This is a genomic window from Mesorhizobium sp. USDA 4132 (genome assembly GCF_056279545.1).
In genome coordinates this window covers 2,379,031-2,402,506 of the sequence record NZ_JBWCCP010000001.1, presented here as the reverse complement: position 1 = coordinate 2,402,506, position 23,476 = coordinate 2,379,031, and the positions used below count along the sequence as shown (strand labels likewise).

Sequence of the window (23,476 nt, the reverse complement as noted above, 5' to 3'; positions counted from 1 at the left end):
GCGGTTAGCCCGCCGCTTCCCCACACTCATCCAGTTCCGGTTCGTGGAGCTTGCGGCCTTGTCGGCCGCGAGCCGGGGCCGTTTCGCCTCTTGTTCAACCCCGGAGAGAGGGCTTTGACATGAATATTTCCAGGTTTTTCGTCGACAGGCCGGTCTTTGCGGCCGTGCTGTCGATCCTCATCGTGGTCGCGGGCCTGATCGGCATGCGGTCGTTGCCGATTTCCGAATATCCCAATGTGGTCCCGCCTTCGATCGTCGTGCGTGCCGTCTATCCTGGCGCCAACCCGACGGTCATCGCCGAAACGGTCGCGACGCCGCTCGAAGAGCAGATCAACGGCGTCGAGGACATGCTCTACATGTCCAGCCAGGCGACCTCCGACGGCGTGATGACGCTGACCGTCACCTTCAAGCTCGGCACCGATCCGGACAAAGCGCAGCAGCTCGTTCAGAACCGCGTGAGCCAGGCCGAACCGCGCCTGCCGGCAGAAGTGCGTTCGATCGGTCTGACGACCGTCAAGAGCTCGCCGGACTTCATCATGGTGGTCAATCTCGTCTCCGACCGATACGACATCACCTACCTGCGCAACTATGCAACGCTCAACGTCAAGGACCGGCTGAACCGCATCCAGGGCGTCGGCCAGGTGCAGGTGTTCGGCGCCGGCGACTATTCGATGCGCGTGTGGATCGATCCGCAGAAGGCTGCCGAGCATTCGATGGCCGCAAGCGACATCTCGAACGCCATCCGTAGCCAGAACGTCCAGGCAGCGGCGGGCATTATCGGTGCCTCGCCGACCCAGCCGGGTGTCGACCTGCAGCTCAACGTCAATGCCCAGGGGCGCCTGCGCACCCCGGAAGAGTTCGGCAATATCATCGTGAAGAGCGGTCAGAACGGTGAAATCACCCGGTTGCGGGATGTCGCGCGTATCGAGCTCGGCGCAGCAGACTATACCCTGCGTTCGCTGCTTGATGGTCAGCCGGCCGTCGCCGTTGCCGTTCTTCAAGCACCCGGTTCCAACGCGATCGAGATCGCCGACAACGTCAAGGCGACCATGGACCAGCTGCAGTTGGCGATGCCGCAGGGCGTGAAATACGAGATCGTCTACGATACGACCAAATTCGTGCGCGCATCGATCGAGAAGGTCATCGACACGTTGCTCGAAGCCATCGCGCTCGTCGTGCTCGTGGTCATCATCTTCCTGCAGACCTGGCGTGCCTCGATCATTCCGCTGATCGCCGTTCCCGTCTCGATCATCGGCACGTTTGCGGTCATGTATGCCTTCGGCTTCTCAATCAACGCGCTGACACTGTTCGGCCTCGTGCTGGCGATCGGTATCGTCGTCGACGATGCGATCGTCGTGGTGGAAAACGTCGAGCGCAATATCGAGGGCGGCTTAAGTCCGCGTGAGGCGACCTACAAGGCGATGAAGGAAGTCTCCGGTCCGATTATCGCGATCGCGCTGGTTCTGGTCGCGGTTTTCGTGCCGCTCGCCTTCATCAGCGGGCTTTCCGGGCAGTTCTACCGGCAGTTCGCGCTGACGATCGCAATTTCGACGGTCATCTCGGCGATTAACTCGCTGACGCTGTCGCCGGCACTTGCTGCCTTGCTGCTCAAGGACCATCACGCCAAGAAGGATTGGCTGACCCGGTTCATGGATGCGATCTTCGGCTGGTTCTTCCGTGGTTTCAACCGCATCTTCGGTGCGGCTTCCAACGGCTACGGCCGCACGGTCGGCGGGTTGCTCTCGCGCAAGAGCCTGGTGATGATCATCTATCTGGCTCTCGTCGGTGCGACCTACAGCATGTTCAATGCGGTGCCGGGCGGCTTTGTGCCGGCACAGGACAAGCAGTATCTGATCGGCTTTGCCCAGCTTCCGGACGGCGCCACGTTGGACCGCACCGAAGACGTGATCAAGCGGATGAGCGAGATCACCTTGGCACAGCCTGGCGTCGAACATGCCATCGCTTTCCCGGGCCTGTCGATCAACGGTTTCACGATCGGCTCGAATGCCGGCATCGTCTTCGCAGTTCTCGACGACTTCGAAAACCGCAAGACGCCGGAGCTCTCGGGCGGCGCGATTGCCATGCAGCTGAACCAGAAGTTCGGCGCCATCCAGGACGCCTATATCGCCATGTTCCCGCCGCCGCCGGTCAACGGCCTCGGAACGACGGGCGGGTTCAAGCTGCAGATCGAGGACCGTGCAGGTCTTGGGAACCAGGCGCTCGACGAGGCCACCAAGGCGGTGATCGCCAAGGCCTACCAGACGCCTGAACTTGCCGGCATCTTCTCGAGTTTCCAGATCAACGTGCCGCAGCTCTATGCCGATCTCGACCGCGCCAAGGCCGAACAGCTCGGCGTCTCGGTGACGGACGTCTTCGAAACGCTGCAGATCTATCTCGGTTCGCTTTATGTGAACGACTTCAACGCCTTCGGCCGCACCTACAGCGTCCGGGTGCAGGCTGACGCCAAGTTCCGCGCCAAGGCGGAAGACATCGGCCAATTGAAGGTCCGTTCGCAGTCCGGCCAGATGATCCCGCTCTCGGCTCTACTGAAGGTGGATGCTCAGACCGGTCCGGAACGGGCGACCCGCTACAACGGTTTCCTGTCCTCCGATATCAACGGCGCTCCTGCTCCGGGCTTCTCGTCCGGCCAGGCAGAGGCTGCGATTACGAAAATCCTCGACGAGACGCTGCCTTCCGGCATCGAGTTCGAGTGGACGGACCTGACCTATCAGCAGATTCTTGCCGGCAATTCGAGCATCGTCGTCTTCCCGCTGGCGCTGCTGCTCGTCTACCTCGTGCTCGCCGCCCAGTATGAGAGCCTGACGCTGCCGATCGCGATCATCATGATCGTGCCGATGGGTGTGCTTGCCGCCTTGACGGGCGTGTGGCTCACCGGTGGAGACAACAACATCTTCACCCAGATCGGGTTGGTGGTGCTGGTGGGTCTCTCGGCGAAAAACGCGATCCTGATCGTGGAGTTCGCCCGAGAACTGGAGTTCCAGGGGAGGACACCGTTCCAGGCGGCGGTCGAGGCGAGCCGGCTGCGCCTACGTCCGATCCTGATGACGTCCATGGCCTTCATCATGGGTGTCGTGCCGCTGGTGGTATCTACCGGTGCGGGTGCGGAAATGCGCTCCGCCATGGGTATCGCCGTGTTCTCCGGCATGATCGGGGTGACTTTCTTCGGCATCTTCATGACGCCGGTCTTCTACCTGCTGGCACGTTTGCTAACCGGCAGCCGTCCTCTGCGGCAGCACGGTACGGAGGAGGCGGCTCCCGCTCTCTCTCCAGCGGAGTAAGGTCTACCTCCGGCGCCGCGCGGGTTCTTTCCACCGGGAACCCGCGCGGTATTCTTATGTCTAAAATGGTCGAACGCATCCTTTTGGGATGCGCTCGACCATTTTAGGTTTTTGTCTTTAGATCTTTGTTTTGCAGATGTACGACACGCGTTAGAGAGCACCGCCGTCGATGATCAGGGTCTGGGCGGTCATGGCCGCGGATGCATTCGAGGCGAGGAACAGGCAGGGGCCGACAAGGTCTTCAGCCACCAGCACCCGCTTCAGGGACTGGCGGGCGACCATCGCCGTGATGCTGTCGTCATTCAGCCAGAGTTTCTTCTGCCGTTCGGTGACGATCATTCCGGGGAGGATGGCGTTGACGCGGATGTTCTCGGTTCCAAGCTTTCCGGCGAGGCTCTTGGTCAGGCCGATGATCCCGGCCTTGGCGGTCGCATAGGCGGGCAGTCCGCCCATGTTGAGCAGATAGGCGATCGAGGAGAAATTGACGATCGCGCCACCGCCGGCCCTGCGCAGGTGTGGGACCGCAGCCTGGGTGACGAAGAACATCTGCTTGATGTTGATGGCCTGGGCATTGTCCCAGTATTCCTCGGTCACCGTCTCGAACTCGTGGCGGTCGTCCCAGCCGGCATTGTTGACCAGCACCGAGAGCGATCCGAGTTGCTGCGCGGCCCTGTCGACGGCGGCTTTCGTTTCCGCGACGTTGCGCAGATCGGCTTTCAGGTAAAGGACCGGATGGCGGGCGGTCCTGGAAAGACGTTCCACCAATGCGCGGCTCGGCTCGTCGGCAATATCGATGAACGCGACCTTGGCACCCTGTGCCGCAAAACCTTCCACCAAGGCGGCGCCGATGCCAGAACCGCCGCCTGTGATCAGCACGCCACGATCGGCGAGATCCGCATGCCGTACAGAAATATTGGCCAAAACACCCTCCTTGTCCGGCTTGGTCGCCAAGTTCTATCGCTTCGATGCGGGAAGACAAGGATGTGCGACAAACTCTCGCCATCTAGGCGCGCAATGGTCCCGACATGACCATTGCGACAGGAATAGCCGTCGGCGTCGGGCTGGGCACGGTGCTCGGGACAGTCGTTTTTGACAATATCGGTATCGGTGTTGCCGTGGGCATCGCGATCGGCGTTGCCCTGTCTCAATTCCTGCGTTCGCGATCGAAATAGCCCGAAGGCGGTCGCATGCCTTTGCCGGGAATTGCCTTCCTGCGTCATTGCATTTACTCGGAAGAGGGCAGTTTCCGGCCATCTCCCCGAGTCGGAATCCGACGCTAAAGGAACTTTCAGTGCCTCTTCCCGCCGCCGACATCTCCCTTCCCGAAAAAACCTACGCTGCTTTCCTGTTCGACATGGACGGCACGATCCTGAACTCGATCGCATCCGCCGAACGCGTCTGGGGACGCTGGGCGGCAAAGATGGGTTTCGATGTGGAAGCATTCCTGCCGACCATGCATGGCAAGCGTGGGATCGACACGATCAGCGCACTGAACCTGCCGGGCATCGATCCGGCCGCGGAAGCCGAAGGCATCCTGCGCGGCGAGATCGAGGATGTTGAGGGCGTGGTGCCAATCCCGGGCGCGGTGGAATTCCTCTCCGCGCTGCCGCCTGAACGCTGGGCGATCGTCACGTCGTCGCCGATCGAACTCGCCAAGGTCCGGCTTGCCGCCGCCGGAATTCCGCAGCCGCGCTACATGGTGACCGCCGAAGACGTCACCGTCGGCAAGCCCAATCCGCAGGGCTATATCCTTGGCTCGGAACGGCTCGGCGTCAGCCCCTCGGAGGTGCTGGTGTTCGAGGATGTGCCGGCCGGCATCCAGGCGGGCGAGGCGGCAGGCGCCGACGTGATGGTGATCACCGCCACCCATTCCCATCCGATCGAAACCGGGCATTCGAAAATACCCGGCTATCTCGATGTGGTGCCGCATATCGGCGAAGACGGACGGCTGTCGATCCGCCGCAAGGCGTGAATATCAGACAGGCTGGGTCGACGCCTTCATGATGCTGACGGTTGCGAACCAAAGCACGACGCCGAGGCCGAGCAGGCAGGCGGCAATCAGATACTGAACCGGATCCCGGCCGGTCCAGGGGCCGGCGAGGAAGGCGCAGGAGATCGCACCGAGTACCGGCAGGATGGTCGGCGTGCGGAAATGCTTGTTCTCGACCGTATCCTTGCGCAGCACCAGCACCGCGACGTTGACGATCGCAAAGACGCAGAGAAGCAGCAGCGCCGTGGTACCGCCGAGCGCCGGAACACCGCCGGCAAACAGGATCAGCGCGACCGCCAGCAGCGACGTGAAACCGATCGCGATATAGGGTGTGCGACGGCCCGAATGGACCTTGCCGAGCACCTGCGGCAGAACCCCTTCGCGGCTCATGCCGTAGATCAGGCGGCTCGCCATCATCATGTTGATCAGCGCGGAATTGGCCACCGCGAACATGGTGATGATCGCAAAGATGCCGATCGGAAAGCCGGGGGCGCCGGCCTGCACGACCTTCAGCAGCGGCGTCTCGCCCTGGCCGAGTTCATTGGCCGGTACCAGCGTGATCGCAGAGATGGCCACCAGAACGTAGATGAGGCCGGTGAGGGCAAGGCCGGTTAGCAGCACCTTCGGGAACATCCGGCTCGGCTCCTTGCATTCCTCGGCCATGTTGACCGAATCCTCGAAGCCGACCATGGCGAAAAAGGCGAGGGTGGTGGCCGCGACGACTGGCCAGAAGACGCCGCTGTTCTCCGGGGTCGCGAATGTCCAGGCGCGGGAAACGTCGCCCTGGCCGCCAGCGATCGCCCAGAAGCCGATGCCGATGATGATCAGCAGGCCGGTCAGCTCGACGACGGTCAACAGAACGTTCAGCCTGACGCTCTCGCCGACCCCTCGGAAATTGACGGCAGCGACCAACGCGATGAAACCAACCGCGATCAGCGGTACGCCCCAGGCGCCGAGATCGAGGCTGAGAGAGGTCGCGAAGTTGGAGGCAAAGGCCCGCGATGCGGTCGCCGCCGAGGTGATGCCCGACGACATCACCGCAAAGGCCACGAGGAAGGTGACGAAATGGATGCCGAAGGCCTTGTGGGTATAGAGTGCTGCGCCGGCCGCGCGCGGATATTTGGTGACCAGTTCGAGATAGCTGAAGGCGGTGAGGAGGGCGACGACGAAGGCGATCAGAAAGGGCAGCCAGACCACCCCTCCGACCTGCTTGGCCACCTGGCCAGTCAGGGCATAGATGCCCGTCCCGAGAATATCCCCGACGATAAACAGCAGCAGTAATCCGGGTCCCATCACCCGGTGGAGTTCCGTCTTCTGTTCGCCCAATTCAGTGACCGGCTTTTTCATAAACTCCTCCTGATGTTATCGATTCCCTCCGGAAGAGTGTTCAATGAGAACAAGCGCCGGTTGTTCCCAAAAAACGCGGAGGTTTCAGCCCGTTCCGGCCTGGGAAAAGGGGTATAGCGAAAATATCGTAAAAACTTGCACTCGATGCAAAAATCCTCTAAATACGACGGTGTAGCCGCCGCACTGCACAATTCTGCGGCCGATGTGCGTATTTTTCTTGAGCGGAGGTTCCCATGCCTTGGAATTGCCATGCAGGCTGTGAAGGTCGGCGGAATACTCGATCGCATTTTCAAACCGGTGAGTCTCTGACCATGACAGCAGATGCGGCATTTTCGGATTTTTGGCATTTTTTCCGTTCCTGGATCAGCAATCCATTGCGGGTTGCGGCGTTGGCGCCTTCCGGGGATTCGCTCGCGCGACTGATGACCCAGGAGATCGCGCCGCTGGACGGCCCGGTTATCGAACTCGGTCCGGGGACCGGGGTATTCACCCGTGCGCTTTTGGCGCGCGGCGTTGCCCAATCCGACCTCACCCTGATCGAATACGGTCCGGAATTCGTTCCCGGCCTTCAGCGGCGTTTTCCAGACGCGCGGATCCTGCAGATGGATGCGGCAAAGCTCGCCCATGAGGATATTTTCGAGGGCGAACCGGTCGGCGCGGTCGTCAGCGGCCTGCCGCTGCTCTCCATGTCGCCGCGCAAGATTACCGCGATCCTCGGCGGAGCCTTTACCTATATCCGTCCGGGCGGTTCCTTCTACCAGTTCACCTATGGCCCGCGTTGTCCCGTGCCGCGGCCGATCCTCGACCGGCTGGGTCTGAAGGCCGTGCATATCGGCCACACCGTGCGCAACCTGCCGCCCGCTGCCGTCTACCGGATTTCCCGCCGCAAGCCGCTGGATCTGACACGGGAGCGTTCCAGATATCGTGCCGAGGCAGAGGGCAGCCCGGTCCAAGCCGACGACGCGGGCGCCTGAACAAAATCGGATGAAATGACCAAGGCGATTGATGGCGCGACGACAGGCCGGCGGGAGCTCAAGCGTCGGCAGACCCGCGAACGCATCGAGGAAGCGGCGATGAGCCTGTTCCTCGAGCGCGGCTTCGATGCCACGACGGTCGAGGAAATTGCCGAACGCGCCGAGGTCTCGAAACGCAGTTTCTTCGACTATTTTCCGTCCAAGGAAGAGGTCGTGTTCGCCTGGCAGGACGGTTTTGCCGATCATCTGATGGCGGCGATCGCGTCGAGGCCAGCGGACGAGCCGGCGGTCAAGACCGTGCAACACGGCCTCGTCAGCGCCATCGTCTCGGCAGCCGACGAAAGAGCGATGGCGCTCGGCGAACTGATCCGCAGTACGCCGGCGCTGAAAGCCCGAGACCAGCTCAAATATGCCAAGCTCGAACTGAAGCTCACCGAGGCGCTGAAGGCTCGAAGCCGAAGCGACGAAGAACGGCTGCGCGTGCGCCTGCTGGCCGCCGTGGTCATAGGCGCCTTGCGGGCAGGCGGAGAACTGTGGAACGAACAGCCGCCGGGCACTTCGCTCGAAACCTTCGCGCATCGGTTCTTCGGCGATTTCTGGAAGACACTTGCCGATTTTGGCTACGAGGGGCAGGACCTCTGATCAGGCCACGCTGAGTGTCGCGGCGGCGAGCACCACATAGCGGACCGCCTTGCCGATAAAAACCAGGATCAGGAAGGTCGGTAAAGGTTCCTTGAGCACGCCAGCCGCGACCGTGATTGCGTCGCCGCCGATCGGCAGCCAACTCAGCAGCAGCGACCATTTTCCGTATTTCTGGTACCAAGCCTGTGCCTTGTCCAGTTTTTCCTGGGTCACCGGAAACCATCGGCTGTCGCGAAAACGTTCGACACCACGCCCGAGCAGCCAGTTCACGGCGGCCCCCGCCGTGTTGCCGACCGACGCGACCAGCAGCAGGGCGATGAGCGAATACCGATCGGTCAGGATGAGGCCGACAAGGATTGCCTCCGACTGCATCGGAAAGATCGTGGCGGCGATGAAGGCGGCGGAGAACAGTCCCGCATAGGCGGCAAAATCGAGCATGATCGACCTATAGCGGAGCCAAATGAAGAAGGGCGGATGAAAACCCGCCCTTCCTGTATTGCTGGGTTGTCAATCAGGCCTTTTTGGCGTTTTCGACCTCTTCCGCAGCCGTTTCCACCGCCTTGGCGTGACGTTTGCGCCAGTCGCCGAGGAAGAGCAGGATCGGAGCCGCGATGAAGACAGACGATGCGCCGGCAACGAGAATACCGAATGCCATGGGGACCGCGAAGCTTTCGACCGCGCTGCCACCCCCAGATCGCCATCGGCAGAAGCGACAGGAAGGCGGTGGCGTTGGTGTAGAGGCTTCGAGCCAGCGTCTCGTTGATCGACTTGTCGATCAGTTCGCGCAGCGGCATCGACTTGTAGAGCCGCATGTTTTCACGCATGCGGTCGTAGACGACGACCTTGTCGTTGACCGAATAACCGACCATCGTCAGCACCGCGGCAATCGCGGTCAGATTGAAATCGAGGCCGGTGATGGCGAAGAAACCCACCAGCTTGGTGACGTCCAGCACCAGGGTGACGATAGCGCCGACCGCGAACGGCCATTCGAACCGCGCCCAGATATAGATCAGCATCGCGATACTGGCGATGAAGACCGACAGGAAGCCGGCAACGGCCAGTTCGCCCGAAACCTTCGGGCCGATGACATCGGTGCCCTGGACGGTCGCGGTGGAGTCGATCTTGGTGACCTCGTCCTTCAGCTTGGTGACGGCTGCCGTCTGCGCCTCTTCGCCGCCTTCCTGACGCTGGGCACGCACCAGGATGGTGTTCGGATCGCCGAAGGACTGCAGCGTGATTTCGCCGAGGTTGAGCGTGTTCAGACCTTCGCGGAACTTGGCGAGGTCGGCGGGGCCTTGCGTCTTGACAGACATCTGGATGCCGCCGCGGAAGTCGACGCCGTAATTCAGTCCCGGATAGAAGAACAGCCCGATCGAGGCGATCGACAGGACGGCCGAGACCGCCACGCCGAAGAAGCGCGCCTTCATGAACTGGATATGCTTGTCGTAAGGGCTGAACCGGAACATCGACTGGATGTTGATGACCTTCAGCTTGTAGCGGCGCGCGATGGCGATCATCGTCACGCGGACGAAGGCGACCGACGTGAACATCGAGATGATCAGGCCGAGACCCATGGTGACGGCAAAACCACGCACCGGACCGGAGCCGAAGTAGAACAGGATGGCGGCGGCGATCAGCGCGGTCATGTTGCCGTCGACGATGGTCGAATAGGCGCGGTTGAAGCCGACGTCGATGGCGGCGAAGGCGCCGCGGCCTTTACGCGTTTCCTCGCGAATGCGCTCGTTGATCAGAACGTTCGCGTCGACCGCAAGGCCGATGCCGAGCACGATACCGGCGATACCGGGCAGTGTCAGCGTCGCGCCGACCAGCGTTAGGGCGGAGAAGGTCAGGATCGTGTGGATCAGCAGCGCGACGTTCGCCAGCAGGCCCCACGTGCCATACAGGACCAGGATGAAGACTGCGACGAGGACGAAGCCGACGAGGCCGGAATAGAGGCCCATCTGGATCGCATCGGCACCCAGGTCTGCGCCAACGGTGCGTTCTTCGATGACGGTGAGCTTCGCCGGCAGCGCGCCGGCGCGCAGCAGTGCAGAGAGCGTATTGGCTTCCGACACCGAGAAGCCGCCAGAAATCTGGCCCGAACCGCCGGTGATCGGCGTGCGGATGACGGGCGCGCTCAGCACCTTGTTGTCGAGTACGATCGCAAAGGGGCGGCCGACATTCTGCTGGGTGATCTGGGCAAAGCGGTTGGCGCCTGCCGAATCGAAGCGGAAGTTGACGACCGGTTCGTTGGTCTGCTGGTCGAAGGCGGCGCGGGCATCGGTCAGACGGTCGCCGGAAAGTTCGACGCGGTCGAGGACCGGATATTGGTTACCGCGCTCGTCGGCGAGCATGGTGACACCCTGTTCGCCCTGCTGGCCGAGCAGATGGAAGCTCATCTTGGCGGTCGAGCCGAGAAGCTGGCGAAGGCGGGCCGGATCCTGTTCGCCCGGAAGCTGGACAAGGACGCGGTCGGAGCCGATGCGCTGAATGGTCGGTTCGGCGACGCCCACCTGGTCGACGCGCTGGCGGATGATTTCAAGCGACTGATCGACGGCGCCGGTGATGTGCGAATTGATGCCGGCTTCTGTCTGGGCGATCGTGATCGTATTGTCGGTGGGCGTGGTGATCGCAAGATCGCTGCCGCCGATCGTTGTGCCGGCGTTGACCGGGTTGGCAAGCGTCTGGAGCTCGGTCACGGCAGCGCCGCGCTGGGCCGCATCACGCAGCGCGACCGTCACGGTGTCACCCGTGCGGCGGATTGCGGTGGTCGCGATGTTCTTGTCGCGCAGAACCCGGCGAGCATCCTGCAGCAGGCTCTGGACACGCTCGTTGATCAGGTCGCCGCGGTCGACTTCCAGCACGAGGTGCGAGCCGCCGCGCAGGTCGAGGCCAAGCGAGACGCGGTTATGTGGCAGCCAGGCGGGAAGCCGGCCAAGCGTCGATTGCGGAATGACGTTCGGCAGCGCCACCAGAATGCCGAGGAAGATGATGACGAGATAGGTCGTCACCAACCATGGGGAATTTCTCATGTGTTTAATCCTGCTGAGCCCTGGTCACGCTCTGTCGAGCGGTTGGGCGAGAATGCTGATGTCGTGCAAGCGCCGGGGCGCGATATCTCAGGCGCGGGCCGGCGGCGCACGCGGCAGCGATCCGTGCCAGAACGGATGAGCCGTCGGATCGGAGGATGGCTTCGATGCGAAGGCCGAAACAAAAATCGGGAAGCTGATCTCGATGGCGCGGGCTTCCAGCGCACCGCCGCCCGTAGGCCAATGGGCGCCCGTTCCGTCCTTGCGGTCCATGGCGGCAAGTGCACGCAAAGGCTCGCGCTTGGTCAGGTGCGGAGTGTCGTTGCTTTTGTCGGCCGAAAGGACGCCGCGGGGGAACTGGACGTCCTTGACGACGCCGGACAGCAGGCCGAACAAGGCGGCAATCAGCAGAGCGGCGGCAAAGACCGGCCAGCGCGACAGGAGGCTTTCCTGTTCACGTCCGTCTCTCATCCGCTTGTCCTGCGGAAACAGCGCCATCCGCATCAGCTCCGGAGCGTTAAAAATCCCGAAGTCCTTGCTTCGGAACGGAATGCCGCCTTCTAAAGGAGAGGTTCGAGGCGGTCAATCTCCAGTCGGAGCAAGCGTAAGGACAGATTGCGGCGGCATTTGCGCCAATCCCTGCATTTCATGCGGGAAATCGGTTGCCGCGTTATTTGTGGATCGGGTCCTTCCAGAGCACTTCTTCCGGCTTCTCGATCGGCTCGATATCGAGGTTGACCACGACCGGGTCCTGGCCGGAGCGGCAGAGGACACATTCCAGGGTCTCGTCGCGGCTGGCGTTGATCTCCTGATGCGGCACGTAGGGCGGCACATAGATGAAATCGCCGGGGCCTGCCTCCGCCACGAATTCGAGATTGTCGCCCCAGCGCATCCGCGCTCTTCCCTTCAGCACGTAGATGATACTTTCCAGATCGCCATGGTGATGGGCGCCGGTCTTGGCGTTGGCATGGATCGTCACCGTGCCCGCCCAGATCTTTTCGGCACCCGCACGGGCGTTGTTGATCGCGGTCGCGCGGTTCATGCCGGGGGTCTGGGCGGTGTTGGGATCGAGCGAATTGCCCGGGATGACTTTCACGCCGTGCTCGCGCCAATCGACGTGGGAATGACCGTCATGGTCACTGTCATGAGTGTGATGATGATCGTCGTGACTATCGCTCAAGATCGGTTCTCGTTGACTAGGACGGGGCTCACCAACTCTTGCGAGTAGGGGGTCCGCGAGCCCCTAACCGGCGTCATGCCGGCTGGAGGCCACGTAGCTTTGCTTGCCGAACATGATCAATGGGAACGTCACAAATGTCAAAGAACTTGGTAAGCAGAGAATAATTTTCCTGTTTCAAATCAGGGCACTGTCACATTCTAGTACTTCTCCCCGGGGGGAGACAAAACAGAAAACCCCGCCAACGCGATCGGCGCCGGCGGGGCAAATGACTGGTCGAGAGGCGGGGAAGAGATTTATGCGCCTTGGATGAGCGGCAGGACTTCGAGAGAGCCGTGATAGATCATATCGAGCGCCACATAAACGATGACCGCCAGGCCCACATAGGCGATCCAGCGGAAGCGGGAGAGCAGTTTGGCGACGAAGTTGGCAGCGATCCCCATCAGTGCGATCGAGACGATCAGGCCGATGATCAGCACGGTCGAATGTTCCTTGGCGGCGCCGGCGACGGCCAGCACGTTGTCGAGCGACATCGAGACGTCGGCGACGACGATCTGGGTCGCGGCCTGAAAGAAAGTCTTCTGAGCGGCGTTTTCCTTGGCTTGTGCGGCGAGATGGGCATCGTCGCCCTGGCCCTCGCGCAGCTCGCTCCACATCTTCCAACAGACCCAGGCCAGCAGCAGGCCGCCGGCAAGCTGGAGCCCCTTGATCGCCAGAAGGTAGGTTGCGACGACCGCAAATACGAGGCGCAGCACGGTCGCCGCGGAGATGCCGAAGAGGATCGCCTTCTTGCGCAGTTCGGCAGGAAGACCGGCGGCAGCAAGACCGATGACGATGGCATTGTCGCCGGAAAGAACGAGGTTGATGGCGATGACCTCGAGAAGGGCCGCAAAGCCGGCTGCGGTGAAGAGTTCCATCATGAAGCGTGAACCTGAGTCGGGAGTGGATGAGGGTGGAAGGTGAGGATGTTCTTCTAGTCACATTTTCGTGGCGATTGGTACAGGATATTTCAGGGCGCTTGGCAAGCGGATTTTGCATTCTGTCAAATGTCATTATCCATTATCGAAGCGGTTGGCGCGTGCGGAAAAGCAACCGATCCGGGTAACCGCGTTTTTCGTCCGGATTCAGTTCCACTTGTCGCGACTCACCTGCCTCCTATATGGCCTCACGGCGGAGCGCGTCCCCGACCTGCCGCATCGCGGAGCGGATTTTCGCCGGTGGAGGCTATGGGACAAACATCCGATGGATGAAGGAGACGTTTATGGCGCAGAAAGCTGTTGTCCTCGTCGTCGAGGATGAACCGCTAATCCGATTCACCACGCTCGATGCGCTGGAAGAGGTCGGGCACCAGGTGTTGGAAGCAGGCAGTGCCGACGAGGCGATGGTACTCTTCCGCAACCGGTCCGATATCGACATCGTTTTTACCGACGTGAACATGGCGGGGTCGATGGATGGCATCCAGCTTGCTCAGCGGATACGCGCCATCCGCCCGAGCATCGGCATCATCATCACGTCGGGTGTCGTCAGCCTTGACCCGATGCTCCTGCCGACCAACACGGTGTTTCTGCCGAAGCCCTATCAGCACGACATGCTGCTGTCCTCGATCCACGACATGATGCCAGGCTGAATAGTGTTGGCCGAAGACGGGCCGGCGCAACGGAACCAAGTGGCATGGCTTCCGGTTGTTTCTTCGATCAACCGGAGGAACCTTCACATGCTGATGAGGATCATTGCGTTTTCCGCCATTTCCCTGCTTTCGGCGCCAGTCCTCGCCCAGACATCAGGCACCGACGCCACCACCACTTTGCCCGGGGCGACAACGACCGCGCCCAATGCCAATTCCGGCGCTTCGCCGGTCACCACGCTTCCCGGCGTCACTGATCCGACGACCACCAACAGCACGACCGGCACTGTCGATCAGGAAGATCGCTGCCAGCCGCCGGGGACGCCGAACAATACCAATCCGAGCGCCGAAGCGCCGACGCTGCCGCGGCCTGAACAGGCGTGCCACTGAAAGAGACGCGAAAACACCTTTACTCTTCGTCAATCTCTATTAAGTTAGTAGACATTGAAGCGCCAGCGGAAGCAGATGCAAAACCGCTTTCCTGTGGCTTCCAAGACAACCTTTCGCCCAAAACAACCCAGGACGAGGAGTGTGTGCTTGATGACTTATGATGTCGCCGTCGTCGGTTCCGGTTTTTCCGCAATCGCCCTTACCATCAACCTCCTGCGCTTCCTGCCGTCCTCCGCTTCGATCGCGGTGGTCGGCGACGATCCCGGCTTCGGGCGGGGCACCGCCTACCGCACCGAATTCTATCTGCACCGTCTCAATGTCCCGGCGGCGCGGATGAGCGTGTTCCCGGATCGACCGGACGATTTCGTCGAATGGCTACGCAGCCAGGGCAGGGCGGCCTTTCCGGAGGATTTCGCCTCTCGCGGCGACTACGGCCTCTACCTGCGCGACACGCTGGCTTCGCTGCTGAGGCCCCGCGAGCGGCGGGCGCATGTGGATTTCATCCGAGCCAAGGCGACGGCTTGCGTTGAGTGCGAACAGGACGGGATCATCTTCCATCTCGATAATGGCGGTGAATTGCGTGCCCGTACCGTCATTCTGGCGCTCGGCGTCGGCAACGCAGATCTGCCTTTGCCGAAGGATCGTATCGATCCGGGCGTCGGCGCCCGCATCATCGACAATCCCTGGCGGCTCGGCTGGCTTTCGCGCGTCGACCGCACCGACGAACTCTGTATCTTCGGCTCCGGCCTGACGATGATCGACCAGGTTCTGTCGCTGCGCGCCCAAGGCCATCGCGGCCGCATCCATGTCCTGTCGCGCCGCGGACTGGTGCCGCACCCGCATCCGAACCGGCGCGCCGCTCCCGTCACGCCGGATCTGCCCGATAGCCGCGAAATCAGCGCTCTGCTGCGCGCCTTGCGGCGACAGGTGGAGAACGGTGCCGACTGGCGGGGCGTCGTCGATGGCCTAAGACCGCAAACCCAGGCTTTGTGGCAGAGCCTGACCGCCGAGCAGCGCTCGCGGTTCCTGCGCCATGCACTTGCCTGGTGGAACATCCACCGCCACCGCATTGCGCCGGAGGTGTTCGCGCGCTTCAACGCGCTCCTGAAGGACGGTACGGTGACCGTGCATGCCGGTTTTCTTCGCTCGATCGAGAGAGACGGCGAGGGTGCGAACGTCCGGTTCAGGCAACGCGGCACGCCGGACATTGCCTCCTTCCATGCGGACTGGATCGTCAACTGCACCGGCATGGAGCGCGCCGGCATCGGCCATTCGCCGCTGCTGACCGAGATGCGGAACCTTGGGATGATCGCCATGGACGAACTCGGACTTGGCATCTCTGTTGATGGGCGGTCTCGCGTTCTCGATCCGGATGGCCGGCCACTGCCCGGCCTGTTTGCTGCCGGAGCGCTGACGGCCGGCCAGTTCTGGGAGATCACGGCGGTGCCGGATATCCGCGTACAGGCCAAGGCGCTTGCAGAGACAATCGCCACGGACATTTCCCGGACGGCACCACGGCGAGCCCGTATCGCGTAGTCGAGCATTCCGTGAGCACGATTTTCTCCTGATCGAGCATCAACGGCAGGTTCCTTGCTTTCATGCCGCGCCATCGACGTTAATCTGGAGAAAGTCATTGCGCAGGAAGGAATTTCCATGGCCCTGAAACTCGTCGGTCTCGCGGGGAGCTATAATCGCCCGTCCAAGACTTTTGCGCTGGTCGAACATATCGCTTCGGTCGCAGCCGAGCGTTATGGATTCGATACCCGGCTTCATGATCTCACCGATGTGGGACCGTCTCTTGGTCAGGCACAACGCCAGGGTGATTTGGATGAAGCGGCCGCCAGGGTACTGGCGGATGTCGTCGAGGCGGACTTCCTGATTGTCGGTTCGCCGACCTACAAGGGCAGCTATCCCGGGCTCTTCAAGCATTTCATCGATCTGATCGATCCCGAACAGCTGCGCGCCAAGCCGATCCTGATCACCGCTACCGGCGGCGGCGACCGGCACGCGCTGATGGTCGAACATCAGCTTCGGCCGCTTTTCGGTTTCTTCATGGCCCATACCTTGCCGACAGCCGTCTACGCCTCCGACCGCGATTTCGCCGACTACCGCATTGTCTCCGAGGCGCTGCAGCAGCGGATCGGCTTTGCCGTCGACGAACTCGCCGCCTTCTTTCCCGTCCGGGAACTCGCCGCTGCCGAGTAACTTTACTTTCGTTCGCTTTGCCGTCATCAATCCCCCGCAACCGCAACGCGGAGGAGAACGCATGGCCATCGAAGAAGACATGGCGAAGATCGCCGAGCAGGAGAAGGCGCTGGTCTTCGACCGGTTCGACCTGACGACAGCCTGGGATCTCGGATCGCTGCTCCGGCATATGGCCGTCGAGCGGGGCCTGAGCATCGTCATCGACGTGCAATTGCATTCGATGTCGGCCTTCTACACGGCGCTTCCGGGCACCAGCGCCGACAACCAGAGCTGGGTACGGCGCAAGCGCAATCTTGTGCTCCGCTTCTTCCAGTCCAGCTATGCAATCGGACGGAAGCTCGAGCTCCAGGGCGACACGGTCGAAAACCGATATGGTATTTCGGCGGCAGACCACGCGCCGCATGGCGGCAGCTTCCCGATCAAGGTCGCCGGCGTCGGCTGCATCGGAGCCGTGACCGTTTCGGGCCTGCCGCAGCGCGAGGATCATAACATGGTCGTCGAAGCCCTTGCGCGGATGATCGGCAAGGATATCTCCACACTCCGGCTCGACTGAGGAGATATTCGATGGCGCAGGCCGACATAAAGACCCCCGAAGAGGTTTTCAGCTTCTGGTTCAGGGAACTGACCCGCAAGGACTGGTTCGAGAAGAACGAGGCGCTCGACGAGGCGATGCGCCGGCATTTTGCCGCGACGCATCTCTCGCTTGCCCGGGGGGAGCTCGACGCGTGGCGGACTTCGCCGGAAAACCGGCTCGCGGCGGTGATCGTGCTCGACCAGCTTTCCCGCAATCTCTATCGCGGCACCCCGCTTGCCTTCGCAACGGACTGGCTGGCTTTGCGGGAGGCCAGGTTGGCAATCGAGGCCGGTGCGGATATGGCGGTCCTGCCCGAACAGCGCGGCTTCTTCTATCTCCCGTTCGAACACTCGGAAGTCCTTGCCGATCAGGATCGGTCGGTGGAGCTCTTCGCTTTGCTGGGGGATGCGGATTATCTGGATTATGCGGAGCGTCACCGCCTGGTGATCCGCGAGTTCGGCCGCTTCCCGCATCGCAATGCGCTGCTTGGCCGGGAATCGACCGCCGCCGAGCTGGAATATCTGGCCAAGCCCGGCGCCGGTTTCTGACGTTGAGGTAACTAGCGGCGGAACAGGCGTGCGACGGCGATCAGGATGCACGCGCCGATAAAGCCGGCGATGAGGTAAGCGATCCAGCCGCTACCCAGCGAAAGGTGGAAAAAGTTGAGAATGGCATTGGCGATGATGGCGCCGACAATGCCGAGAATGATGTTCATGATTAAGCCCATGTCGCTTTTCATGAACTTTTCAGCGAGCCAGCCGGCAATGCCGCCGATGATGATGGCTGCGATCCAGCCGATACCTGCCTGTTCCATGACTTACCCTCAATGATTGTTGGGACGGAGAAACGCGAAGAAATGTTCCAGGTTCCACGAATTGTTCCAATTCGTGGCCGGGCGTCAGAGCATTCCTTTTCTTCGCCCAGAAGTCACTCTATTTTCGCGCGCGAATCCGATCGAAAGACAAAAGAGCAGACATTTGACACAACTTCTCACGACCGGCCCTTCGACCATTCAACGGATAGCGTGCGCGCTCCTGGCGGCACTCATGATCGCTGCCCCGCTCGGCTTGCCCTCGCAGGCGGCCGCACAGGCGCAGCAGCAGGCACAAGGACAGCGCCAGGAACAGGTGGCGCCCGACGTCACCGTCGATTCCATCAATACCGATATGAAGGGCAAGATCGACGCGATCCGCCAGCAGCTCGATTCCTTTCGCAACCGGATACAGAGCGATGCCGACGACGATGCACGTCTTGCGGAACTCAGGGTTAGAGCGGAAGCGATCGTCGGCGAAATGCGATCCGCATCGGATGCCATGCGTACGCGTGTCGAACAGATACAGGCCCGCCTCAAGGGACTCGGCGAGCCGCCCGCAGCCGGCCAGCCGCCGGAAGCGCCCGCGGTCGTCGAGGAGCGCAACCGGCTGCTGAACGAGCGCTCGGAGCTCAACATTATCGTCGACGACGCCGGCCAGCTTTCCAACAGCGCGACGCAGGTCGCCAACACGATCACCAATCTGCGCCGCACGCTGTTTACCCAGACGCTCTTCCGCCACACGGAGCTGTCGGGCGAGCTGTTCGCCGATGCCGGCAACGCATTCGTCGCGGAAGTCAGGAATTTCGGCTCCACCTTCAGCGGCTGGATCAGTTTCGTCTGGAAATTCAAGAAGCTGCAGCTGCTGGGCGCTCTGGCGCTGTCGCTCGGCGCGGCCATGCTCTTCCTGTCTGGAGGATACCGGCTGTTCGGGCGCTTCATCCGGCGCGACGACCATGAACATCCTTCCTATATCAGGCGTTTGTCGGTGGCCTTCTGGTCGACGGTGATCCAGACCGTGTCGCTGGCGGCCTTTCTGGTCGCCTCATTCCTGTTCCTCGACGGTTTCAATGTCCTGCGCACGGATATCACGCCGATCGTGGTGACATTTTTCGCATTCGTCTGGTTCGTCAATTTCGTCTGGAAGCTCACCTATGGTGTGCTGGCGCCCGGCGAACCGGAATGGCGGCTCGTCCGCATCACTAACCGTGGCGCCCATCTGCTGACACTCGCCGTGCTTGCCATGGCGATCGTCAACGGGCTCGACTATCTGCTCGGCGCGATCAGCGAGGCGCTGAATTCCCCGTTGGTTCTGACCATCGTCAAAAGCCTGCTCGCCTCCGTCATCATCGGCCTGATCCTGATCGCCATCTCCTTCATCCAGCCGCGGCTTGCCGAGGGCGAGGATCCCGATAGTCCGGGGCATCGCTGGCCGCGCTTCTTTCCTCTGTTCCTTCGCGTCATGGGCCTGCTCCTCATCCTGTCGGTGCTGACGGGATATGTCGGGCTTGCTCGGTTCGCCTCCACCCAGATCGTGCTGACCGGTGCGGTGATCGTGCTGATCTATATCGGACTGCTGTCGGGCAGGGCGATCTCGAAACAGGGATCGTTCACGGATACGGCCGCCGGCCGCCGGCTCGCCGAACGCTTTCATTTCGGCGAGGTGTCGCTCGACCAGGCGGGGCTTGTCGCGGGGCTTGGCATCTATGCCTTTGCGCTGATCCTCGGCATCCCCCTCATCCTCTTGACCTGGGGTTTCCAGATTGCCGATATCGAATCCTGGATCTACAGCTTTTTCACGCAGATCCGGATCGGTAACATCTCTATTTCGATCGTCGGTATTTTCGGCGGCATTCTGCTTTTCGGCCTCGGCTTCGTCATCACGCGCTGGATCCAAAAATGGATCGACGGCAATGTACTGGCGCGCAGCCAGGTGGATCTCGGCGTCCGTAATTCGGTCAAGACCGGTATCGGTTATCTCGGCGTCGGGCTTGCGGTGCTCGTCGGCGTTTCTGCCGCCGGCATCGACCTGTCGAGCTTCGCGCTGGTCGCATCCGCCTTGTCGGTCGGCATCGGTTTCGGTCTCCAGAATATCGTCTCGAACTTCGTGTCCGGCCTGATCCTGCTCGTCGAGCGGCCGTTCAAGGTCGGTGACCATGTGGTGACCGGGGCGACGGAAGGTATCGTCAAGCGCATTTCGGTGCGCGCCACGGAGATCGAGACGTTTCGCAAGCAGTCGATCATCGTGCCGAATTCCGACCTCATCAATTCGCCGGTCGGCAACTGGACGCACCGCAACAAGATCGGGCGTTCCGAAGTGCCGGTCGCGGTGAGCCACCATACCGATCCGCAGAAGGTGATGGATATTCTTTTGGAACTGGTCGACCAGGTTCCGGAAGTGCTGCGCAATCCGGAACCGCACGTGGAGTTCCTGAATTTCGGTCCGTCCTCGCTCAATTTCGAACTGAGGTTCCATTTGGCCGACATGGGCGAGGGTTTGAGGATCCGCAACAATCTGAGGATCGCCATCCTCAAGCGGTTCAAGGAGGAGGGGATCGCGATCCCGTTCCCGCAGCAGGAGATCATCTTTCATCGGGGCCGGCCGATCCTGCCGGAGGAGAACGATGCAAGAGGGGGCGCCTAACCGACCCTCTGCCCGAGCCCCGCGCGGCCATTCTGATGATCGTCGCGGGCTGGCTCCCGGCATGTCGTAAACAGGCGTTTGGCCCGCGTGCCGGAATTGCATAGTCGCTGCAGTTTGCGAAAAGGCCGCACGAGGCCGAAGAGGGGTTCTTTCCATGAAGACACATGCACGGGCGGTGGTGATCGGCGGCGGCGTGGTCGGTGTTTCGACGCTTTATCATCTGGCGAAAAAGGGCTGGAGCGACGCGGTTCTGATCGAACGCAAGGAATTGACCTCGGGTTCGACTTGGCATGCGGCGGGCCTTCTGCCGCTCTTCAACCTCTCCTATTCGGTCGGCCAGCTGCATAAATATTCGGTGCGTTTCTATCAGGAACTGCAGGAAGAGACGGGCATGAATGTCGGTTTCTCGAAAGTCTCGAACATCCGTCTCGCCCGCACCAAGGACCGCTGGGAAGAGTATATGTATTATGCCGGGATCGCCGAGACGATCGGCGTCACGGTCAACGTCCTGACGCCCGAACAGGTGAAGGAGATCTGGCCGCTCTGCGAGATGGATGGGATTCTCGGCGCCATCCAGCATCCTGACGACGGCTATATCCAGCCGGCGGACCTCACGCAGGCGCTTGCCAAGGGTGCGCGCGACCTCGGCGCCACGATCTATCGAAACACGACCGTCACCGCCATCGCACAACAGCCGGACGGGCTCTGGAAAGTGACGACCGACAAGGGCGAGATCACCGCCGAGCACATCATTTCCTGCACCGGCAACTTCGCGCGCAAGACCGGCGAGATGGTCGGCATCAACATTCCGGTCATTCCGGTCGAGCACCAGTACATCGTCACCGAGCCGCATCCGGCGATCCAGGAGCGCAAGGCCAAGGGCCTGCCGGAAATGGGTGTCTTACGCGAATCGGACTCCTCCTGGTACATGCGCGAGGAGAATGGCGGCCTGCTGCTTGGGCCTTACGAGGTCGGAGCGCCCGTCTGTTACGTCGACGGTCCGTCCGACGAGAGCGAATACGAGCTCTTCAACGAGGAACTCGACCGGCTGATGCCCTATATCGAGACCGCCATCGTGCGCGTGCCGGCGTTCGGCGAAGTGGGTATCAAGAAGGTCTATAACGGCGCGATAGCCTATACGCCGGACGGCTCGCCGATCGTCGGCCCCGCACCTGGCCTCAAGAACTTCTGGCTGAACGAAGGCCATTCCTTCGGCATCACCGCGGCCGGCGGCGCCGGCTGGCAGCTCGCGGAATGGATCGTCGATGGCGAACCCACCGTCGACATGATGGGCGTCGATCCGCGCCGCTTCGGGCCTTACGCGACGGAAGGCTACCTCATCGAGAAGAACGAAGAGGCCTATGCCAATGTTTTCACGATGCATTATCCCGACGAGGAGCGTTCTGCCGCGCGTCCGTTGAAGACGACGCCGGTCTATGACCGGCTGAAGAAGATGGGTGCCGTGTTCGGCTCTGTCTACGGCTGGGAACGCGCCAACTGGTTTGCGCCTGAAGGCTATGAAGTGCCTGCGGAAGACCTCGGCGTCGGCGCCGAGGTGCTGACCGGTCACAATCACGCGCCGGCGCTGGAAGATGGCCGGATCGTCGAAAAATGGTCCTTCCGCCGCTCGAACTATTTCGACCACGTGGGCAACGAGGTCAAGAATGTCCACGAGAATGTCGGCGTCCTCGACATGTCGGCCTTCGCCAAGATGGAAGTGTCCGGCCCGGGTGCGCGCGCTTTCCTCGACTCGATCTTCGCCAATGCGATCCCAAAGAAGCGCGGGCGCATCGCGCTCTGCCACCTGCTTACCAAACAGGGTGGGGTGCGCTCCGAGTTCACCGTCTACGAGTGGGCGCCGGATCGCTTCTATCTGGTATCGGCTGGTGCCTATGAGGCGCATGACCAGGATTATCTGCGCAAGCTCGCGCCGACGGATGGGTCGGTCAAACTCACCCAGATTACCCAGAGGCTCGGCGTGCTGGTTCTGGCCGGCCCGAAGTCTCGCCAGGTTTTGAAGAAGCTCACCCGCACCAGCCTCGACAACAAGGATTTCCCCTGGCTTTCCGGCAAGGAGATTTCCGTCGGCATGGCGTCCGCCCATGCGTTGCGCGTTAATTTCGTCGGCGAACTGGGCTGGGAACTGCATCACCCGATCGAGATGCAGAACTACATCTTCGACAAGCTGATGGAAGCCGGCGCCGAATTCGGCATCAAACCCTTCGGCATTCGTGCCATGCTCTCCATGTCGGTCGAGAAGTCGTATCGGCTCATCCCGCGCGAAATGTCGATCGAGTACAATGCCTACGAGTCCGGTCTCGACCGTTTCATCAAGACGGACAAGGAATTCCTCGGCAAGCAAGGCCTGCTTTCCTACAGGGAGAAGGGGCTGAAGTGGAATTTCTGCACGCTGGTGGTCGAAGGCGCCAACGATCTCGATGCCCGCGGTTCTGAGGCGATCTACAATGAAGCCGGCGAACTGATCGGCCGCGCCACCAACGGCGCCTACGGCTGGCGGATCGGCAAGTCTCTGGCGCTGGCGATGGTGAAGCCCGGTTATGCGGAGACTGGCACGCGGCTCAAGATCAAGATTCTCGGCAATCTCTACAATGCCAGCGTTGTCGCCGAGAGCCCGTTTGACACCGACAACGTTGCACTGCGCGCGTGAAATCCGGCTAAAAGTAAGAAACCATTGACATTGACGGGCGGTCTTCGGGCCGCCTGTTCCGTTTTTGGACGAGGAAGCCGCTCCGATTAACGGTTCTGCAAA

The 23,476-nt window shown here is 61.5% G+C and carries 20 protein-coding genes and 1 pseudogene; 13 read left to right on the top strand and 8 right to left on the bottom strand.

What is annotated here, in order from left to right; genetic code table 11:
* Nucleotides 1-119: 119 nt before the first annotated feature.
* Nucleotides 120-3,299 carry an efflux RND transporter permease subunit gene (locus ACZ9IU_RS12385; RefSeq protein ID WP_038543347.1) on the top strand — a complete coding sequence of 1,060 codons (3,180 nt, stop codon included), beginning with the start codon at nt 120-122 and terminating at the stop codon, nt 3,297-3,299.
* 150 nt (nt 3,300-3,449) lie between these two features.
* Here ACZ9IU_RS12385 and ACZ9IU_RS12380 read toward each other — a convergent pair whose 3' ends face one another.
* Nucleotides 3,450-4,220, bottom strand: a complete 771-nt coding sequence (locus ACZ9IU_RS12380) for an SDR family NAD(P)-dependent oxidoreductase (RefSeq protein WP_038549263.1) — start codon at nt 4,218-4,220, stop codon at nt 3,450-3,452.
* A gap of 104 nt (nt 4,221-4,324) precedes the next feature.
* On the opposite strand from ACZ9IU_RS12380, the gene ACZ9IU_RS12375 reads away from it, so the two are divergent.
* Nucleotides 4,325-4,471 carry a glycine zipper domain-containing protein gene (locus tag ACZ9IU_RS12375; protein WP_173426748.1) on the top strand — a complete coding sequence of 49 codons (147 nt, stop codon included), beginning with the start codon at nt 4,325-4,327 and terminating at the stop codon, nt 4,469-4,471.
* 119 nt (nt 4,472-4,590) lie between these two features.
* On the top strand, nt 4,591-5,271 hold the full coding sequence (locus ACZ9IU_RS12370; protein WP_038543345.1) for an HAD family hydrolase: 681 nt from the start codon (nt 4,591-4,593) through the stop codon (nt 5,269-5,271).
* Nucleotides 5,272-5,274: 3 nt separating this feature from the next.
* Here ACZ9IU_RS12370 and ACZ9IU_RS12365 read toward each other — a convergent pair whose 3' ends face one another.
* Entirely contained in the window at nt 5,275-6,636 is a 1,362-nt protein-coding gene (locus ACZ9IU_RS12365; protein ID WP_038543342.1) for an APC family permease, read from the bottom strand.
* Nucleotides 6,637-6,947: 311 nt separating this feature from the next.
* Here ACZ9IU_RS12365 and ACZ9IU_RS12360 point away from each other — a divergent pair, with 311 nt between their 5' ends.
* Entirely contained in the window at nt 6,948-7,610 is a 663-nt protein-coding gene (locus ACZ9IU_RS12360; RefSeq protein WP_038543340.1) for a class I SAM-dependent methyltransferase, read from the top strand.
* Nucleotides 7,611-7,625: 15 nt separating this feature from the next.
* Nucleotides 7,626-8,252 carry a TetR family transcriptional regulator gene (locus ACZ9IU_RS12355; RefSeq protein WP_038543338.1) on the top strand — a complete coding sequence of 209 codons (627 nt, stop codon included), beginning with the start codon at nt 7,626-7,628 and terminating at the stop codon, nt 8,250-8,252.
* Here ACZ9IU_RS12355 and ACZ9IU_RS12350 read toward each other — a convergent pair whose 3' ends face one another.
* From ACZ9IU_RS12350 to ACZ9IU_RS12330, 5 genes and pseudogenes are all read right to left on the bottom strand, one after another.
* Nucleotides 8,253-8,690, bottom strand: coding sequence for a YqaA family protein (locus ACZ9IU_RS12350; protein ID WP_038543336.1), 438 nt, complete (start codon nt 8,688-8,690; stop codon nt 8,253-8,255).
* 73 nt (nt 8,691-8,763) lie between these two features.
* A pseudogene (gene secD / locus ACZ9IU_RS12345) lies at nt 8,764-11,284 on the bottom strand (protein translocase subunit SecD).
* Nucleotides 11,285-11,371: 87 nt separating this feature from the next.
* Nucleotides 11,372-11,752, bottom strand: coding sequence for a hypothetical protein (locus ACZ9IU_RS12340; RefSeq protein WP_157885137.1), 381 nt, complete (start codon nt 11,750-11,752; stop codon nt 11,372-11,374).
* Nucleotides 11,753-11,951: 199 nt separating this feature from the next.
* On the bottom strand, nt 11,952-12,461 hold the full coding sequence (locus tag ACZ9IU_RS12335) for a cupin domain-containing protein (protein WP_038543330.1): 510 nt from the start codon (nt 12,459-12,461) through the stop codon (nt 11,952-11,954).
* Between the two features lie 293 nt (nt 12,462-12,754).
* Complete coding sequence (locus tag ACZ9IU_RS12330) at nt 12,755-13,375, bottom strand: TerC family protein (protein WP_038549261.1); 621 nt, start codon at nt 13,373-13,375, stop codon at nt 12,755-12,757.
* A 344-nt stretch (nt 13,376-13,719) separates the two neighbouring features.
* On the opposite strand from ACZ9IU_RS12330, the gene ACZ9IU_RS12325 reads away from it, so the two are divergent.
* The 6 genes from ACZ9IU_RS12325 to ACZ9IU_RS12300 all read left to right on the top strand — a co-directional run bounded on the left by ACZ9IU_RS12325 (nt 13,720) and on the right by ACZ9IU_RS12300 (nt 17,799).
* The gene (locus tag ACZ9IU_RS12325) at nt 13,720-14,085 is read left to right on the top strand and encodes a response regulator (protein ID WP_038543328.1); all 366 of its coding nucleotides are present in this window, start codon (nt 13,720-13,722) and stop codon (nt 14,083-14,085) included.
* Between the two features lie 87 nt (nt 14,086-14,172).
* Entirely contained in the window at nt 14,173-14,472 is a 300-nt protein-coding gene (locus ACZ9IU_RS12320; RefSeq protein WP_038543325.1) for a hypothetical protein, read from the top strand.
* A gap of 150 nt (nt 14,473-14,622) precedes the next feature.
* A complete protein-coding gene (locus tag ACZ9IU_RS12315; protein WP_038543324.1) occupies nt 14,623-16,008 on the top strand; it encodes an FAD/NAD(P)-binding protein in 1,386 nt (461 codons plus the stop codon).
* A 117-nt stretch (nt 16,009-16,125) separates the two neighbouring features.
* Entirely contained in the window at nt 16,126-16,677 is a 552-nt protein-coding gene (msuE, locus tag ACZ9IU_RS12310; protein ID WP_038543322.1) for an FMN reductase, read from the top strand.
* Nucleotides 16,678-16,738: 61 nt separating this feature from the next.
* The gene (locus tag ACZ9IU_RS12305; protein WP_038543321.1) at nt 16,739-17,230 is read left to right on the top strand and encodes a heme-degrading domain-containing protein; all 492 of its coding nucleotides are present in this window, start codon (nt 16,739-16,741) and stop codon (nt 17,228-17,230) included.
* An 11-nt stretch (nt 17,231-17,241) separates the two neighbouring features.
* Nucleotides 17,242-17,799 carry a DUF924 family protein gene (locus ACZ9IU_RS12300; RefSeq protein ID WP_038543318.1) on the top strand — a complete coding sequence of 186 codons (558 nt, stop codon included), beginning with the start codon at nt 17,242-17,244 and terminating at the stop codon, nt 17,797-17,799.
* An 11-nt stretch (nt 17,800-17,810) separates the two neighbouring features.
* On the opposite strand, the gene ACZ9IU_RS12295 is transcribed toward ACZ9IU_RS12300, so the two are convergent.
* On the bottom strand, nt 17,811-18,065 hold the full coding sequence (locus ACZ9IU_RS12295) for a GlsB/YeaQ/YmgE family stress response membrane protein (protein ID WP_038543316.1): 255 nt from the start codon (nt 18,063-18,065) through the stop codon (nt 17,811-17,813).
* A gap of 232 nt (nt 18,066-18,297) precedes the next feature.
* Here ACZ9IU_RS12295 and ACZ9IU_RS12290 point away from each other — a divergent pair, with 232 nt between their 5' ends.
* Nucleotides 18,298-20,706 carry a mechanosensitive ion channel family protein gene (locus tag ACZ9IU_RS12290; RefSeq protein ID WP_051899729.1) on the top strand — a complete coding sequence of 803 codons (2,409 nt, stop codon included), beginning with the start codon at nt 18,298-18,300 and terminating at the stop codon, nt 20,704-20,706.
* Nucleotides 20,707-20,860: 154 nt separating this feature from the next.
* Nucleotides 20,861-23,374, top strand: a complete 2,514-nt coding sequence (locus tag ACZ9IU_RS12285; RefSeq protein WP_038543314.1) for a GcvT family protein — start codon at nt 20,861-20,863, stop codon at nt 23,372-23,374.
* Nucleotides 23,375-23,476: the final 102 nt, after the last annotated feature.